The 14886-nt window shown below is 65.8% G+C and carries 16 protein-coding genes; 9 read left to right on the top strand and 7 right to left on the bottom strand.

Annotation, left to right across the window (positions count from 1 at the left end; all coding sequences use genetic code 11):
• The 3 genes from JWN03_RS36630 to JWN03_RS36640 form a co-directional block, all read left to right on the top strand.
• Nucleotides 1–1379 (top strand): alpha/beta fold hydrolase (locus tag JWN03_RS36630; RefSeq protein WP_297625100.1); only part of this gene is annotated, 1379 nt, incomplete at its 5' end.
• 52 nt (nt 1380–1431) lie between these two features.
• Entirely contained in the window at nt 1432–1650 is a 219-nt protein-coding gene (locus JWN03_RS36635; protein WP_297625102.1) for an MbtH family protein, read from the top strand.
• A 130-nt stretch (nt 1651–1780) separates the two neighbouring features.
• The gene (locus JWN03_RS36640) at nt 1781–1918 is read left to right on the top strand and encodes a hypothetical protein (RefSeq protein ID WP_297625105.1); all 138 of its coding nucleotides are present in this window, start codon (nt 1781–1783) and stop codon (nt 1916–1918) included.
• A gap of 512 nt (nt 1919–2430) precedes the next feature.
• On the opposite strand, the gene JWN03_RS36645 is transcribed toward JWN03_RS36640, so the two are convergent.
• Nucleotides 2431–5751: a BTAD domain-containing putative transcriptional regulator gene (locus tag JWN03_RS36645; RefSeq protein ID WP_297625108.1), complete on the bottom strand. Its 3321-nt coding sequence runs from the start codon at nt 5749–5751 to the stop codon at nt 2431–2433.
• A 282-nt stretch (nt 5752–6033) separates the two neighbouring features.
• On the opposite strand from JWN03_RS36645, the gene JWN03_RS36650 reads away from it, so the two are divergent.
• On the top strand, nt 6034–6240 hold the full coding sequence (locus JWN03_RS36650) for a hypothetical protein (protein WP_297625111.1): 207 nt from the start codon (nt 6034–6036) through the stop codon (nt 6238–6240).
• On the opposite strand, the gene JWN03_RS36655 is transcribed toward JWN03_RS36650, so the two are convergent.
• A complete protein-coding gene (locus tag JWN03_RS36655; RefSeq protein ID WP_297625114.1) occupies nt 6209–6643 on the bottom strand; it encodes a hypothetical protein in 435 nt (144 codons plus the stop codon). The genes JWN03_RS36650 and JWN03_RS36655 overlap by 32 nt on opposite strands.
• Nucleotides 6644–6651: 8 nt before the next feature.
• The gene (locus JWN03_RS36660) at nt 6652–7098 is read right to left on the bottom strand and encodes a hypothetical protein (RefSeq protein WP_297625117.1); all 447 of its coding nucleotides are present in this window, start codon (nt 7096–7098) and stop codon (nt 6652–6654) included.
• A 596-nt stretch (nt 7099–7694) separates the two neighbouring features.
• On the opposite strand from JWN03_RS36660, the gene JWN03_RS36665 reads away from it, so the two are divergent.
• Nucleotides 7695–7973 carry a hypothetical protein gene (locus tag JWN03_RS36665; protein ID WP_297625119.1) on the top strand — a complete coding sequence of 93 codons (279 nt, stop codon included), beginning with the start codon at nt 7695–7697 and terminating at the stop codon, nt 7971–7973.
• A gap of 80 nt (nt 7974–8053) precedes the next feature.
• Here the strand turns inward: JWN03_RS36665 and JWN03_RS36670 are convergent, their stop codons facing one another.
• Nucleotides 8054–9286, bottom strand: a complete 1233-nt coding sequence (locus JWN03_RS36670) for a TetR/AcrR family transcriptional regulator (protein ID WP_297625122.1) — start codon at nt 9284–9286, stop codon at nt 8054–8056.
• A 276-nt stretch (nt 9287–9562) separates the two neighbouring features.
• Here JWN03_RS36670 and JWN03_RS36675 point away from each other — a divergent pair, with 276 nt between their 5' ends.
• Nucleotides 9563–10006 carry an SRPBCC family protein gene (locus JWN03_RS36675; RefSeq protein ID WP_297625125.1) on the top strand — a complete coding sequence of 148 codons (444 nt, stop codon included), beginning with the start codon at nt 9563–9565 and terminating at the stop codon, nt 10004–10006.
• Nucleotides 10007–10017: 11 nt separating this feature from the next.
• On the opposite strand, the gene JWN03_RS36680 is transcribed toward JWN03_RS36675, so the two are convergent.
• Nucleotides 10018–10338 carry a DMT family transporter gene (locus tag JWN03_RS36680; RefSeq protein WP_297625128.1) on the bottom strand — a complete coding sequence of 107 codons (321 nt, stop codon included), beginning with the start codon at nt 10336–10338 and terminating at the stop codon, nt 10018–10020.
• Nucleotides 10339–10375: 37 nt separating this feature from the next.
• Complete coding sequence (locus tag JWN03_RS36685; protein ID WP_297625131.1) at nt 10376–10714, bottom strand: DMT family transporter; 339 nt, start codon at nt 10712–10714, stop codon at nt 10376–10378.
• Between the two features lie 111 nt (nt 10715–10825).
• On the opposite strand from JWN03_RS36685, the gene JWN03_RS36690 reads away from it, so the two are divergent.
• Nucleotides 10826–11293, top strand: a complete 468-nt coding sequence (locus tag JWN03_RS36690) for a MarR family winged helix-turn-helix transcriptional regulator (RefSeq protein WP_297625134.1) — start codon at nt 10826–10828, stop codon at nt 11291–11293.
• 285 nt (nt 11294–11578) lie between these two features.
• Here the strand turns inward: JWN03_RS36690 and JWN03_RS36695 are convergent, their stop codons facing one another.
• Nucleotides 11579–12172 (bottom strand): SACE_7040 family transcriptional regulator, encoded by a 594-nt coding sequence (locus JWN03_RS36695; protein ID WP_297625137.1) that lies wholly within the window; start codon nt 12170–12172, stop codon nt 11579–11581.
• 113 nt (nt 12173–12285) lie between these two features.
• Here JWN03_RS36695 and JWN03_RS36700 point away from each other — a divergent pair, with 113 nt between their 5' ends.
• Both JWN03_RS36700 and JWN03_RS36705 read left to right on the top strand, forming a co-directional pair.
• Entirely contained in the window at nt 12286–13890 is a 1605-nt protein-coding gene (locus JWN03_RS36700; protein WP_297625140.1) for a carboxyl transferase domain-containing protein, read from the top strand.
• Nucleotides 13891–13895: 5 nt separating this feature from the next.
• Nucleotides 13896–14886: acetyl-CoA carboxylase biotin carboxylase subunit (locus JWN03_RS36705; RefSeq protein ID WP_297625143.1), on the top strand; the 991-nt coding region annotated here is incomplete at its 3' end.

Raw genomic sequence — 14886 nt, forward strand, 5'->3', positions numbered from 1 at the left:
ATGGTGAGCTGGAGTACCGGGGTCGTACGGACTTCCAGGTGAAGATCCGTGGTTTCCGTATCGAGCTCGGTGAGATCGAAGCGGCTTTGCTGGCCATGCCGGAGATCGCTCAGGTCGCGGTTGTCGCCAAGTCCGATCAGCTCACCGGCGGCCGTCTGGTGTCCTACCTGGTGCCTGCCGATCAAGTGGCGGGTGCTGATGTGCCGCAGGTGAAGTCGGTGCTGTCGGCGGTGCTGCCGTCGTACATGGTGCCGTCGGCGTTCGTGGTCCTGGATGCCCTGCCGCTGAACGTCAACGGCAAGCTGGACCGCAGGGCCCTGCCCGAGCCGGAGCTCGCCGTCCGCGAATTCCGGGCCCCCGCCACAGCGTTGGAGACCGCCGTGTGCGCCGCCTTCACCGAGGTGCTGCACATCGAGCGAATCGGGCTGGACGACAACTTCTTCGAACTCGGCGGCAATTCGCTCATCGCGGTGAAACTCGCGGCGCGGCTGAGTGCCGCACTGGGCGAACGGGTTCCGGTCGCCCGGCTGTTCACCGCGCCGACCCCGGCCGGACTGACCGCGCAGCTGACCGGTGACGGTTCCGGCGGCTTCGGTGCGGATACCGCCTACGAGGTGCTGTTGCCGCTGCGTACGACGGGTTCCGGCGCACCGCTGTTCTGCATCCACCCGGTGGGTGGTCTGTCCTGGTCGTTCGCGGGTCTGGCCGCATACCTGGACGCTGACCGGCCGCTCTACGGTCTGCAGTCGCCGACGCTGGGAGCGGATGTGCCGCTGCCGGATTCGATCGACGAGTGGGCGAGCCGCTACGTGCGGGAGATCCGCGCGGTGCAGCCCGAGGGCCCGTACCACCTGCTGGGCTGGTCGCTCGGCGGTGTGCTGGCGCACTCGGTCGCGGTGCAACTGCAGGAGCAGGGACAGCAGGTGGCGACACTGGCCATGCTGGACAGTTCGCTGCAGGTCGAGGTCGGTGACGGGGTGCGAATCCCGGTGGCCGAACTGCTCGGCGGTCCGGTGGACGAGGGCCTCGGCGGAGTGGCACTGGATCCGGCGGAGCTGGTCGCACGGCTGTCCGAACTGCCGGAGCCGTTCGCCTCCATGGGCGCCGATCGGGTAACCCGGGTGATCGATACCGGTGTCCGCTCGCTCTCGCTCATCGGCGAGTACCGGCCGCGCCGATTCAAGGGCGATGTGCTGTATTTCGCAGCCGCGCTGGATGATCCGAGCTGCACGGTCGGTGTCACCGGGTGGACCGATGCCGTGGACGGCGTTGTGCACACCTATGCGGTGCAGGCCACGCACTGGCGGATGACCGCACCCGATGCCCTCGCCCAGATCGGCTCGGTGCTCAATACCGTCGGCCAGCGGGCAGTGCGATAGCAGGCCGTTTTCCCTCTAATCCGAACTCCCACGGTAAGAAAGGTTTTCGAGAATGAGCAATCCATTCGACGACGAAGACGCTCAGTTCTATGTGCTGGTCAACGAGGAGGGCCAGCACTCGCTGTGGCCGGTGTTCGCGACCATCCCCGGTGGCTGGACCATCGCACACGGCCCCGCCCCGCGCTGGGCCTGCCTGGAGTACGTCGAGTCGCACTGGACGGATATGCGTCCCAAATCACTCGCGGACTTCATGGCCAGTGAAGCCGAATAGCCACTGACCCGAAAGACTTTGCGGCACAATACAGCCCGCAACACAGACCCGGGGTGCACAAGCGCCCCGTGCGGCGGTCCCGGCCAACAGCCTCGGGGGTCAGTCCGCGAACTAGGAAAAGGAAGAACATATGAAGGTCACCCGTCCCGCCATGCGTACCACCACCCCGCCGCCCACCGGCGGCGGCACCATCGACATCGCGGGCATCCTCGCGACGGTGCTGAAGTTCCTGAGCAGCGGTTCCACCGCCAGCTACACCCCGCACTAAGCCCTTTCCGGCCCACCGACAACATTCGAAAGGAATCGAAATATGCCTACTAGTACCGGCAGCGGCGCCCTGGACATTCTGGCCGCGATCGCGCACCTGATCACCTCGGGTTCGTCGACCTCGATCATCCAGCCGCCCCCCGTCGTCTAGGAGTCCCCCATGGATAGCGGGAGCGCGATCAACAACCTTCTCCTCATGCTGGCCAAGGTGCTGGGAACCGGTTCTTCGTACACCTTCCCACCGCAGGCCTGAGGTCGTGAGGCTGCCAAAGCGCCGATACGCCCCGGCAGCCGCACAATCCACCTGAATAAGCGCCGCGGCGTGCCGTCCACCACTCCCTGCCGGACCGGCACGCTGCGGCGTCCCAGATGAATTCGATTATGGCAGCGTCACCGCGAATCCTCCGCAAAAGGCGCACCCGAACAAATGGAATACATATGTTTCATATTGTTTTCCGGCAAAATGTCAGTCTACGAACATTTTTCATACTCCGCGCCCACCGCCGAACGTTCTCAGCGCACAACGACGCTGGCGCGCCGCCGGGAGCCCAGGGGATCGAGGCGTGGCGGTTCGAGAGTCGCTAGTTCGATGCGGGTCCGCTCGGCCAGTTGTTCGGAGTCCTCCTGATGTCGCGCCGCCCGTTCGAAGTCGCCCTGTGACATCGCGAGCATGGCCAGCACCGTATCGACGGTGCCGCATACCGCGCCGGTTCCCTCGAGTCCGAGAAATGTCCCGGCGTAAGGCGCGAGCATGCGGTACAGGAAGTCGAAATCGTCGGTGAGGCCGAGTCCCAGCGCCACGTAGGCGCGGAGTCCGTACTCCGCCTGGGGGTAGAGGGTGGGGCGGATGGCGGTGAACTCCCGGTAGAGCTCCTCGGCTCGATCATGTTCGCCGGCCGCCAGCAGCGCCAGTGCGTAGAGCGGTCCACCGTAACCCGGTGCCTGCGTGTACAACTCGTGCATTTGCTCCCGGAGCGAGGCCGTGTCGCCGCGGGCCCACGCCTGCGAGAGTGCGATGGCGGAGCGGGGCCCGCCGCTGCCGAGGAATCCGAGTTGGGCGAGTCGCTCGTCGAATTCCGCGTAGAGCCGATCGGCTCCGTCGATATCACCGCGCAGCAGTGCGAACGGTGCGGCGATGCATCCCAGCATGAGAATCAGCTGCGGCAGTATGGCTTCGGTGACGACTTCCAGGGCGAGCTCGGCCTGTCGGCACGCTTCCCGTAGATCCACCCGGCTCAGCGCAGAGCGGAACAGCCCGTAATGGCCCAGTGCCCGATACTGATTCAGTCCGGCGCTCTCGGAGACTTCGAGCAATTCGTGGACGAGCGCGGTGTCTTCGGCAGAGACGAAACGGACCAGCGCCACGGCATTGATGGCGGCGCAGAGCAGTTCCGGATCTGCGCATACCCGTGCGAGTGCGAGCGCCTGCACCGCGTAGCGATGACTGAGCGCCGAATCACGGTAATCCCCAGCGGTTTCGAATGCGGCGGCGACGAGCAGCCGCACTCGGTCGGCATCGTCGATTTCGCCAGACAGGCAGCCGTCGATGGCCCGCACCAGCCGCTCTTCCGGGTCGAAGCCCTGTAGCGCCGGATACATGATCGGGGCCCGCCAGCAGGTGAGCGTCCGCACCAGCAACTGCTGATCGCCGAACGCGTGCGCGAGCTCCACGGCCCGATCGCGGATATCGCGCGCCTCGAACCAGCGGCACTGGTAGGCAAGGGCATTCACGAGTGCGAGATGCGCTTCGATCAGCGCGATCCGCACACTCTGCTCGGCGTGGACCGCGGTATGCCCGGCCAGCTCGTGCAATTCGATGACGGATTTCCACAGCCGCACGGTGTCGGCCGCCATACCGCGCTCGGTATCGTGATGCGCCGCCGCCATCACGTATTCGATTGCCCGCACGGCTGTTTCGGGCCGCGCGCCGAGTGCGGCGTGCCGGGCCAGTGTCTCCGGGTCACGCGCCAGCCCGGGGAAGTCTTCGACTCTGCCGTCCAGCAGTTCCAGTGCCGCCCAATGCAATCGCATCCGCCGCAACCTGGGAATCCCGAGATACACGGTGTCATGGATCAGCGCGTGGTCGAAGGTGATGCGCCCGGTGCGGTCGGTCCGCACCAGCGTGGCCGCCTCTGCCTCGGCAATCAGATCGATCACCTCGTCTTCGGAAACTCCCGCGGCCTGGCTGAGCACCCGCAGATCGACACCGTCGCCCCAGATGGCGAGATGCGCGAGAGCACTGCCGACTTCGGGGGAGAGCCGCCGCAGCCGGGTGGTGATCAGTTCCCGGATGGAGTCCGGCACCTCCCCGGTCTCCCCGGACCCGCGCTGCGCCGCAATGAGTTTGGCCATCTCCCGCACGAACAGCGGATTGCCGCCGGTCCGCCGGTGCAGCAACTCCAATGCCTCCCTGGAGATTTCCCGCAAACCGGAGCTCAATGCCAATTGCCGTGTGGCCGCCAGGTCGAGCCCGCCGAGTTCCAGCCATTCGGCGGTGCAGTGGGTCAGCGCCGCAGCGGTGGCATGCAGCCCCTGCCCGGCCTCGGAGCCACGCAGCGTGATCACCATGAGCACCGGTTCGTCGCGCAGCCAATTCACCACTTGGCGCAATACCTGCAGGGTGGCGGTATCCGCGCGATGGGCATCCTCGAGCAGAATTGCGACCGGTCCGTTCGCGCTCCGCTGCCTGCAGAGACTCACCACCGTCCGGGCAATGGTGAATGCGTCACCCGCGGCCAGACTTTCGGAAGCCGCGGGATCGAGCGCATTGAGCACCTCCGCCCACGCCCATGCGGGCGGCGCGCCATCCACCTCCGGACATCCGCCACGGAGAAATGTCCACGATTCCGCACCGAGATCGGCGAGCGCGGATTCGGTGAGTGTGGTTTTCCCCGCACCCGCTTCCCCCGAGATCCACACCATTTGCAAGCGACCGCTCGCCGCGATGGCGGCGGTTTCGCGCAACACGGTGTGTTCCCGGACGTACCCGCTGTGCTCCCGAGTGCGCCGAATTCGAATGGCCGGCGCGGGCCCGGGCGGCGCTTCCGCACCGGCGAGAGTTTCGGAGTGGCTGAGGATGGCCGCCTCCAACTCGCGCAGCGCCGGACTCGGATCGATTCCGTAGTGCTCGCCGAGAAATTCGCGCGAGTGCCGCAGTGTGGACAGTGCCTGCGCCTGCTGCCCGATGCGGTATTGCGCGGTGGCGAGCAGCCGGGCGATTTCCTCGCGTTCGGGATGTTCGTCGAGCAGGGTGCGCAGTTCGATGGTGACTTCGGTGGGCCGATTGAGATCGAGTTCGACGGCGGCGCGCATTTCGGCCGCGGTCAATCGCAGATCGGTGAGCCGATCGGCATCCTGTGCCGCCCACCCGAATGTGGTGAGCCCCTCGAACGCCGCACCGTTCCAGCAGGCCAGTGCGGCATCGAGGGCGTTTCGCCGTTCGACCGGGTCCGGCAGCCCGCGGGGCGCGCGCAACCGCTGCTCATAGGAGCGCATCAGCGCTTCGAATTGCCAGGCATCCACGGATTCGGGCGCGAGTTTGAGTGCGTAACCGGATGATTCGGACACCAGATACTGAGATCTGGCCCGTCGCGGCCGATCCGGTTCGATGAGCCTGCGCAGATTGTGAATGTGCACCTGCAGCACCGATGCGGCGGTCGGCGGCGGATTGCCCTCCCACAGATCATCGATGAGCCGTTCCGTACCGGCCGAGCGGCCACCGGCGGCGACCAGACGGGCCAGGACGGCGCGCAACATGGTCGCACCCAATCCGACCGGTCGGTCGTCCACAATCAGCTGAATTGGCCCGAGTACATGTACCTGCGGTTCCGTCATGCTCCGCGACAACCTCCGAGCCGGTCTTCATCGAGCGGAAAGGGTTGTGGAAACAGCGATTATTCCACCGGTTACCGGCCCGAATGACCCGAAATCGCGGTTCGAATTAGACTCGCCGACCGTGGTTCGTTCACGGGCGAATGATTGGCAAATATATTCATGGGAAGAAACGTCCGTATCTGCCGCGAAAGACCAAGTGTCCGTGGCGGTGAAGACTTTCCGTGCACTCGCTGATCGATAGCTACGCAGTGTTGGCCCCCAAGTGAAGTGGAGAGGAACAGCATGAGCCGGAGCGAAAAGACCGAACCGAACACCGTAGGCCTCTACTGGGACCGTGACGGCGATATCTGGCAGCGTGAAGACGGCGGCTGGCGGCTCATACTGCAAAGCGGTATCGCCGTCGATCCGGTCTCGGTGTGGGACTGGGACGGCGGATGTGTGCGTGACTACGCGCCGTTCACGCCGATGTCGTCATTCGCGGCCGGCTGACCTCGAGATCGATCACCGCCGGATCGGCGCGCATTCGTAAGAGCAGGGCTTCGGCACGGGCCCGATGGATAGCGGCTTTCTTGGTATTGCCCAGCGCTACCGCCAGATCGGCGAGCGTACTGTCCATCGGGCCGAGATGCCGGCACAGCCCGGTCTCGATGCCCGCGATAGTTCCGCTGTGCCCCGCGAGCCGTTCGTACAGTGCGCGAATTTCCGCGTGGTCGCCGAACTCGATCGCGGCGTGCGCCCGCAGTACCGCGAATGTGGTCGGCCACACGTATGGGAAGACCCGCGGATACCGGTCGTACACCGCTCTGGCGCGCTCACGGCCACCGGCGTGCAGCAGCGACATGGTGTAAACCGGTGCCGCGATCTCTGGCGCCACCTCGAACAGCTCGGTCACCGGTTGGATCAATCCGGAAAGATCCCCTTCGCCCAGGCCAGTGATACCTCGCCGAGCAGCAGCACCCCCGCGGCATCGGCGAGCCCGCGCTGCGCCAGCCGGGTGAGGCGTTCCTCGAAGGCCCGCCGGGCCGCGGGCAGATCGCCGCGCAGCATGGCCGCCTCGAAGCTGAAAAGACCCAGCGCATCGAGAATCTGCTGCAGTTGACCGTCGGTGGCGTCCTCCAGCGCGAGCGCGGCATGTTCGGCCGCCGCCCGCAGATCGCTCTCGCACAGCGCGGCGCGGTACAGCGAGTAGTGCGCGACGGCCCGGTATTCGCCGAGCCCGGCGGCCTCGGCGATCCGCAGAATCTCCTCGGCAGGCTCGCGCGGACTGCCCTGCCGCAGCGCGAAGATCTGGATATTGAGTGCCCAGCACAGCAATTCGGGCTCGCCGAGGGCCCGCGCAATTCGCACGGCCCGTTCGGCGGCCGCCCAGGTGTCGGGGTCCGCGCGGCCACGGCGGTATCGAGGACGATGGACAGCAGCAACCGTGCCTGGGTCTCGCAAGCAGCAGGCGAGCGCTGGCGGCCACCAGGCGGGCGAGTACCGCCCGCAATATGGTGGCGCCCAGTGCGACCGGTCGGTCGTCGACGGTCAATCGAATCGGCCCGAGCACCTGCGCGCGTGGCTGCGCCATGATCGTCGACCCTTCCGCACCGGATCGGTCGAGCCGGAATGTCTGTCACCTCGAACGTTGGCACACCGCGAGCAACGCGGGACTGAAATACCCGGCAATTTCAGGACTTTCATGGGTACCGGCTCGACTGTTACAGTGACAGCAAACGTTTGGCGAATAAACTCGCGCGAAAGTAGTGGCCGAATTCGCACGGAAGAGTCCCGGAAGTGGCGCGTTGAATACTTGTGTTCACAACGCCACGAAGGGAAATCCGATGGTCACCACTCGCGGTAACTGCCAAACAGCACCGAGTCACCGGTACGAGACGAAGCCGCCCGCTCCGCGCGGCGACCATCCGCAGTCCGTTGCTTGTAAGTTGCTGGGAGAAACCATTATGAACGATGAATTTGCCCCGACGTGGATGTGTGCGCCGACTACGGCTGCCGCCCCCAACGGAGACTCCGCCGGGCCCAGCGCGATCGAACCCCACCTGGCCGGTCTGTACTGGGACCGGGACGGTGATATCTGGCAGCGGGAGAATGCCGGCTGGCGGCTGATCCTGCAGAGCGGGGTCTCCGTCGATCCGATCTCGGTGTGGGGGTGGGAGAGTGGACACGTGCGCGACTACGCGCCGTTCACCCCCGTGTCGTCATTCGCGACAGCCGACGGGTAGCAGTGCCCAATGCCCGTCCGGCTGTAGCGGGCCGGGCCCGTAGCGTGCCCGGCCGCGACGGTGACCGGTTCCCTGAGTACTCAGGGTTCCGGCACCGCCGCTTCGACAACCCGTGCCGTACCGAAGAGCGTGATCTCCATGAGCCGAATCACCCGCTCCTGCGGGCAGATTCGCTCATTGTCACCGAAGACGCGACCCATATCGACCACCAGCCCGAATCCGGCGTGCACCAGAATCCGCGCCTCGCCCTCGGACAGCTCCGGACGCACTGCGACCAGCAACCGCACCCACTCGGCCACGATGAGCCGCTGCACATTGCGCAGCATGGTGCGTTCCTCGGGCGAAACATGACCGAACTCCGCGTAATAGACGAAGGTCAGCTCGCGCTCGGCGAAGGAACCCGCGACATAGAGATCGATGAGTTTGCTGAGCGCTTCGCCGGGAGCTGACGAGGACGCCACCGCCGGGCCGATCGCCCCCGATACCCGATCGGCCGCGCGCCGGAAGGCCGCCGCCAGCAGATCACCCTTGCTGCGGTAGTAGCGGTACACCGCGGAGGCCGCCGACAGATCGGCGGCCGTGGCAATGTCCTCCACACTCACATTCGGATAGCCGCGCTGGTGGAAGAGTTCCACCGCCTTCTTCAACAGCAGTTCGTGCTTGAACGACTGCGGGATCTCGGTGGCGCGCGGTGTACTCGCGGCCGTGCCCGGCGGCGGCAGTTCGCCGTCGATGAACGGACCGCAGGTCGAATGCAGCAGTGTGGTAAGCGGTTTCACCGGTAGTGCGGCGTGATGGTCGCCGATACTGCTGATCACGCTGAACAGCGCCACCGCCCGCAGCGCGCGCTCGCGTTCGTCGAGTTCCGGGCGCACATCCCCGATCAGCCCGCGCAAGAAGCTGAGCGCCCGGGCGAACTGGTCCGACAGCGTCTGCCGATCGGTTTCGTCGAGATACCGCTGCTCCCAGCGCACCAGGGTGACGGTGGCGCGATTGGCGATGGTCTCGGCAATGATCTTGTCGAGCACACTCTCCAGTCGCTCGCGCGCGGTGAGCCCCTCGGCTTCGTCCGGCGGCGTGACCGAATCGAGGGTGAGCTGCCCGAGCCGCAGCAACTCCTCCCGGAACAGCGCGTACTTGCTCGGATAGTGCCGATAGAGCGCGGCCGAGGAGATGCCGAGGCGTGCGGCAATATCCTCCATGCTCACACCGTGGTAGCCGAGCGAGCCGAAAGCGGCCGCCGAGGTGGCGGCGATCTGGGCCCGCCGATTCTTCGGGCGGCGGCGGATCACGCGCTGCTCCTCGACATTCATGTCGGTTATCGTAGCCACCAGGTCTTTTACGTCCCTGCCGGGTTGGCGGCGGCCTCCGACGAATCCTTGTTTCATACCCAGGTTCATTCGTTGTGCCGGCACCCGCTCGATGATGGGTGATGTGCGCCGGAGGCTGCGAAAGCGCAAGGCGCTCATTTGATTCGGTGTGCATGGTTCGTTGCGCAGTTACCCAACTGTGGCCTGTTTATTTCGTCGCCCGACCGTAGGATCTCGTAGGCTGCCCAGAGGTTCGGGCGAGATCAGAACGGAGCCGGCATGCGCACGGTAGATGTTGAGCGCACCATCCGAGCACCGCTGCCAGATGTCTTCGAATGGCTCACCGATGCGACCAACTATCAACGGGTTCCGCTGGTCCGCCGGGTCACCCTGGTTCGTCCCGGTAATACCGCGGGTCACGGTGAGGGTGCGGTCCGGTTGATCGTCACACCGCTCATCCGGCTCACCGAGGAGATCGTCGAGTACAAGCCGAACGAGATCATGCGCTATCGGCTGCTGAAATCCGTTCCGCCGCTGCGGCATCAGGAAGGATTCATCGCCTTCAAGAAGGTGGCGCGCGGCACCCAGGTGCGCTGGTTCTCGACCTTCGAAATCGCCTCGCCGATACTGCCGGGGCTGTGTACCTATCTTTTTCTGCCCGCGATTCACCAGGGCTTCCTGATGGTGCTGCGCACCGCGGAGCGCGAACTCCGCGGTGCGTGAGCGGGATTCGGCTATCCGCCCGCCGCGATGCGCAGCGTGATCGCGCCCGCGATGATGGCGGCGAACGAGATCAGCTTGGGCACGGTGATCTTCTCCTTGTAGATCAGCGCGCCGAGCACCACCGTGCCGATCGATCCGATCCCGGTCCAGACCGTGTACCCCACACCGACATCCAGCGTCCGCAGCGCCAGACTCAACATGAATATCCCGCCGGCCGCGGCCAGCAGTGTGAACACCGACGGCCAGAGGCGGGTGAACCCCTTGGTGGCATTGGTCCCCAGTGCGAACGCGATCTCGAATACGGCGGCGATCAGTAGATAACCCCAAGCCATGACGGCACTCCTCGGAAGCTGTTGTGATGAAGGGGAACTAGGCGGTGCTCGGCTGCGCGAGCTTGTCGGCGACCTTCAGGCCGAGCACGCCGCCGATGATCAGTACGAAGGCCGCCACCTTCGCGGGCGTCACCGCCTCGTGGAAGACGATCGATCCGAAGATCACCGTGCCCACCGACCCGATTCCGGTCCACACGGTGTACCCGACACCCACATCGAGCGACTTCAGCGCCAGGCTCAGGAAGAAGATCCCGCCCGCCGCGGCCACGGCGGTCAGCAGCGAGGGCCCGAGCACCGTGAAACCGTGAGTCGCATTGGTGCCCAAGGCGAATACCACCTCGAACACCGAAGCGATCAGCAAATAGACCCATGCCATGGCAGACTCCAGATCGAGTAGTTGCATGTATATGCAAGTTCTTTGTAGTAAGAAGCATGCATGTACAAGTAAACTCGTGTCAACCCCCGCTCGGCGGAATCGAGGAGCCCCATGCCATCCCGTATCAGCCCCACCCAAGTGGCCGCCGATCCCCAGATGTGGAACCGCATGCTCACCCTGCACGCCCATGTCGAAACCCGCCTGGCCACCGCACTTCAGCGCCGCCACGGCCTGGGCCTCTCCGAATACCGCGCCCTGGTCTTCCTCGACGAGGCCCCCGACAACGAACTCCGCATGCAAGACCTAGCCGCCAAACTCGGCCTCAACCAAAGCTCGGTAACCCGCCTTGTCACCCGCCTGAACGCCGCCGACCTCACCTACCGAGACCTCTGCCCCGACGACAAACGCGGCGTCTACACCGTCCTCACCGACACCGGCCGCACCCGATACCAAGAAGCCGTCCCCACCTACGAATCCACCCTCACCGAAGCCCTAGCCGAAGCGGCAGAATCCGACCCCGCAATAGCCGCCATCCTCACCACAGCCCGCAAACCCACACCCGCACAAGCGAATCCCTGAACCCGGCCCCCAACCACACAGCCCACATCCGCCCGCACACCCCGTCCCCAAGCCACCCAGAACATGAAGGTGCTGTGTAATCCGGAGGCGCGCTGCGTGATTTGCGCACCCCGTGTTGGGACCGCAGCCCGTCTCCAGACCGCACATCGCGTGTCCGGACCGCACAGCCTTTGCCTTTGTCCGGACTGCGCAGCGCGTGTCCGTACCGCGCAGCCTGTGTCCGTACCGCCCAGAACATGTAGGTGCTGTGTGATGCGGAGGCGCGCTGTGTGGTTCGGGCGGGGCTTAGCCGAGGGCGGCTAGGGCCATGCGGCGTAAGACCGGGCGGGCGCGGGTGGCCGTTGCGGCGGGGGCGCTGTGGGGGGTGGAGTTGATCAGGCCGAAGGTGGCGTGGGCTTGGACTCGGGCGGTGGCTTCGGGGAGTGCGGGGTAGAGGTCGCGGAGGACGGCGACCCAGACTTCTACGTATTGGCGCTGGGTGCGGCGGACTTGGCGGCGGGCCGAGTCGGGGAGGTTTTCCAGGTCGCGGTCCTGGATGCGAATGAGTTCGGGCTCGCCCAGGGCGAAGTCGAGGTGGAAGTCGATGAGGGCGTCGAGAGCTCGGGCGGGTGTGGGGGCCTGAGCTGCCACCGCTCGGCCGCCGTCGAGCAGCCGCTGACTGATTCCCACCAGGAGTTCGACCAGGAGGGCTTCCTTATTGGGGAAGTGGCGGTAGACCGCCGGGCCGCTGATGCCCGCGGCCGCGCCGAGGTCGTCCAGGCGCATCCCGAGGAAACCGCGGTCGGCGATAAGTCGCGCTCCCGCATCGAGCAACTGCTGTCTGCGCTGCGCCTTGAGCTGCTCACGCCGCGTCGGGGCGACGGTGTCGCTGCTGGTCACCGTGGTCTCCCTTCCTCGGTCCTGGACAACTCGGTTAGTGCAGATTATCTTAAATTCCAGTTATTGGTGATTAACCGAATGGGCTGGATGGCCCGCGCGGAGAGGCGGAGCGAATGACGGTCACCGAGGAGGTGCGCACCGGCAATCGGGCCGCGCACCGCGCGCTGGTCGAGGACCTGCGCGACCGCTTGGCCGTGAGCGCGCTGGGCGGGCCGGAGAAGGCGCGCGAGCGGCATCTGGCCCGCGGCAAGCTGCTGCCACGCCAGCGGGTGGATCAACTGCTCGATCCCGGCTCGCCCTTCCTGGAGCTGTCGCCCCTGGCGGCCACCGGTCTCTACGGGGACGAATGCCCGGGTGCCGGTGTGATCGGCGGCATCGGCCGGGTATCCGGTCGCGAATGCGTGATAGTCGCCAATGACGCCACGGTCAAGGGCGGCACCTACTACCCGATGACCGTCAAGAAGCATCTGCGGGCGCAGGAGGTGGCGCTGCAGAACAATCTGCCGTGCATCTACCTGGTCGACTCCGGCGGCGCCTTCCTGCCCAAGCAGGACGAGGTCTTCCCGGACCGCGAGCACTTCGGCCGCATCTTCTACAACCAGGCGAATATGAGCGCCAAGGGGATTGCGCAGATCTCCGCCGTCATGGGCTCCTGCACCGCGGGTGGCGCGTACGTCCCCGCCATGAGCGATGAGACGATCATCGTCCGCAATCAGGGCACCATCTTCCTGGGCGGCCCGCCGCTGGTGAAGGCCGCCACCGGCGAGGTGGTCACGGCCGAGGACCTGGGCGGCGGCGAATTGCACGCGCGCACTTCCGGTGTGGTCGATCACCTGGCCGAGAACGACCGGGACGCGCTGCGCATCGTGCGCAATATCATCGCGACTCTCGGCCCGAAGATGCCGACCCCGTGGGAGGTCCGGCCCACCGTCGATCCGATCGCGGACCAGGACGAGCTGTACGACATTGTGCCCGTTGACCTTCGGACGCCCTACGACGTGCGCGATGTCATCACCCGCATGGTCGACGGCGGCGAATTCAGTGAGTTCAAGGCCGAATACGGCCGCACGCTGGTCACCGGCTTCGCGCATATCCACGGCCACCCGGTCGGCATCGTGGCCAATAATGGCGTGCTGTTCAGCGAATCCGCCATGAAGGGCGCACATTTCATCGAACTCTGCGACAAGCGGAAGATCCCGCTGCTGTTCCTGCAGAACATCACCGGCTTCATGGTCGGCCGCGACTACGAGGCGGGCGGCATCGCCAAGCACGGCGCGAAAATGGTGACCGCCGTGGCCTGTGCCCGCGTCCCCAAGCTGACCGTGGTCATCGGCGGCTCCTACGGCGCCGGCAACTACTCCATGTGCGGGCGCGCGTATTCGCCGCGCTTTCTGTGGATGTGGCCGAATGCCCGCATCTCCGTCATGGGCGGCGAGCAGGCGGCCTCGGTACTGGCGACGGTGCGCGGGGAAGCGCGGGGAGGCGGAGCGCAGCTCGACAGCACAGGTAAGCCGTGGTCGGCCGATGATCAGGAGGCGTTCAAGGCCCCCATTCGCGACCAGTACGAGGCACAGGGCAATCCCTACTACTCGACGGCGCGGCTCTGGGACGATGGCGTCATCGACCCCGCCGATACCAGAACAGTTGTCGGACTGGCTCTTTCGGCGTGCGCGCAGGCGCCGCTGGAGCCGGTCTCCTACGGCGTCTTCCGGATGTGATCGAGATGATGAACAAAGCACACCCCGTCGCCTTCGATACGGTGCTGGTCGCCAATCGCGGTGAGATCGCTGTGCGGGTCATTCGTACCCTGCGCGCCATGGGAATTCGCTCGGTCGCGGTGTACAGCGACGCCGATGTGAATGCCCGCCATGTGCACGAGGCGGATATCGCCGTACGACTCGGACCTGCTCCCGCTCGCGAGTCCTACCTGGATATCGCCAAGGTCGTCGATGCGGCCGTGCGCTCCGGCGCGCAGGCGGTGCACCCGGGATACGGCTTCCTGTCGGAGAATCCGGCCTTCGCCGCGGCGCTGGAGCAGGCGGACATAGTCTTCCTCGGCCCGCCGACCCGGGCCATCGAGGTCATGGGCGACAAGATCACCGCCAAGAACGCGGTCTCGGCCTACGGTGTCCCGGTGGTGCCCGGTATCGCGCGCCCCGGCCTCACCGATGCCGAATTGCTCGAGGCGGCAATGGAAATCGGCTACCCCGTCCTGGTCAAGCCGTCCGCCGGTGGCGGCGGTAAGGGCATGCGGCGGGTGGAGGATCCCGCCCTGCTGCCCGAGGCGCTGGCCAGCGCCCGCCGCGAGGCCGCATCGGCCTTCGGCGACGACACCCTCTTCCTGGAGCGATTTGTCCACCGCCCCAGGCATATCGAGGTCCAGATCCTGGCCGACGAATTCGGCCAGGTACTGCACCTGGGCGAGCGTGAATGCAGTCTGCAGCGCCGGCATCAGAAGGTGATCGAGGAAGCGCCCTCACCACTGCTGGACGCCAAGACCCGGGCCCGGATCGGCGCTGCCGCCTGCAATACCGCGCGCAGTGTCGACTACGTGGGCGCGGGCACCGTCGAATTCATCGTCTCCGCGGACAAGCCCGACGAGTTCTTCTTCATGGAGATGAATACCCGTCTGCAGGTGGAACATCCGGTGACCGAGCTGGTCACCGGCGTGGATCTGGTGGAGTGCCAGGTCCGCATCGCGGCCGGGCAGAAGC

It is taken from the genome of Nocardia sp. (assembly GCF_025465275.1).
In the GTDB taxonomy this organism is placed as follows: domain Bacteria; phylum Actinomycetota; class Actinomycetes; order Mycobacteriales; family Mycobacteriaceae; genus Nocardia.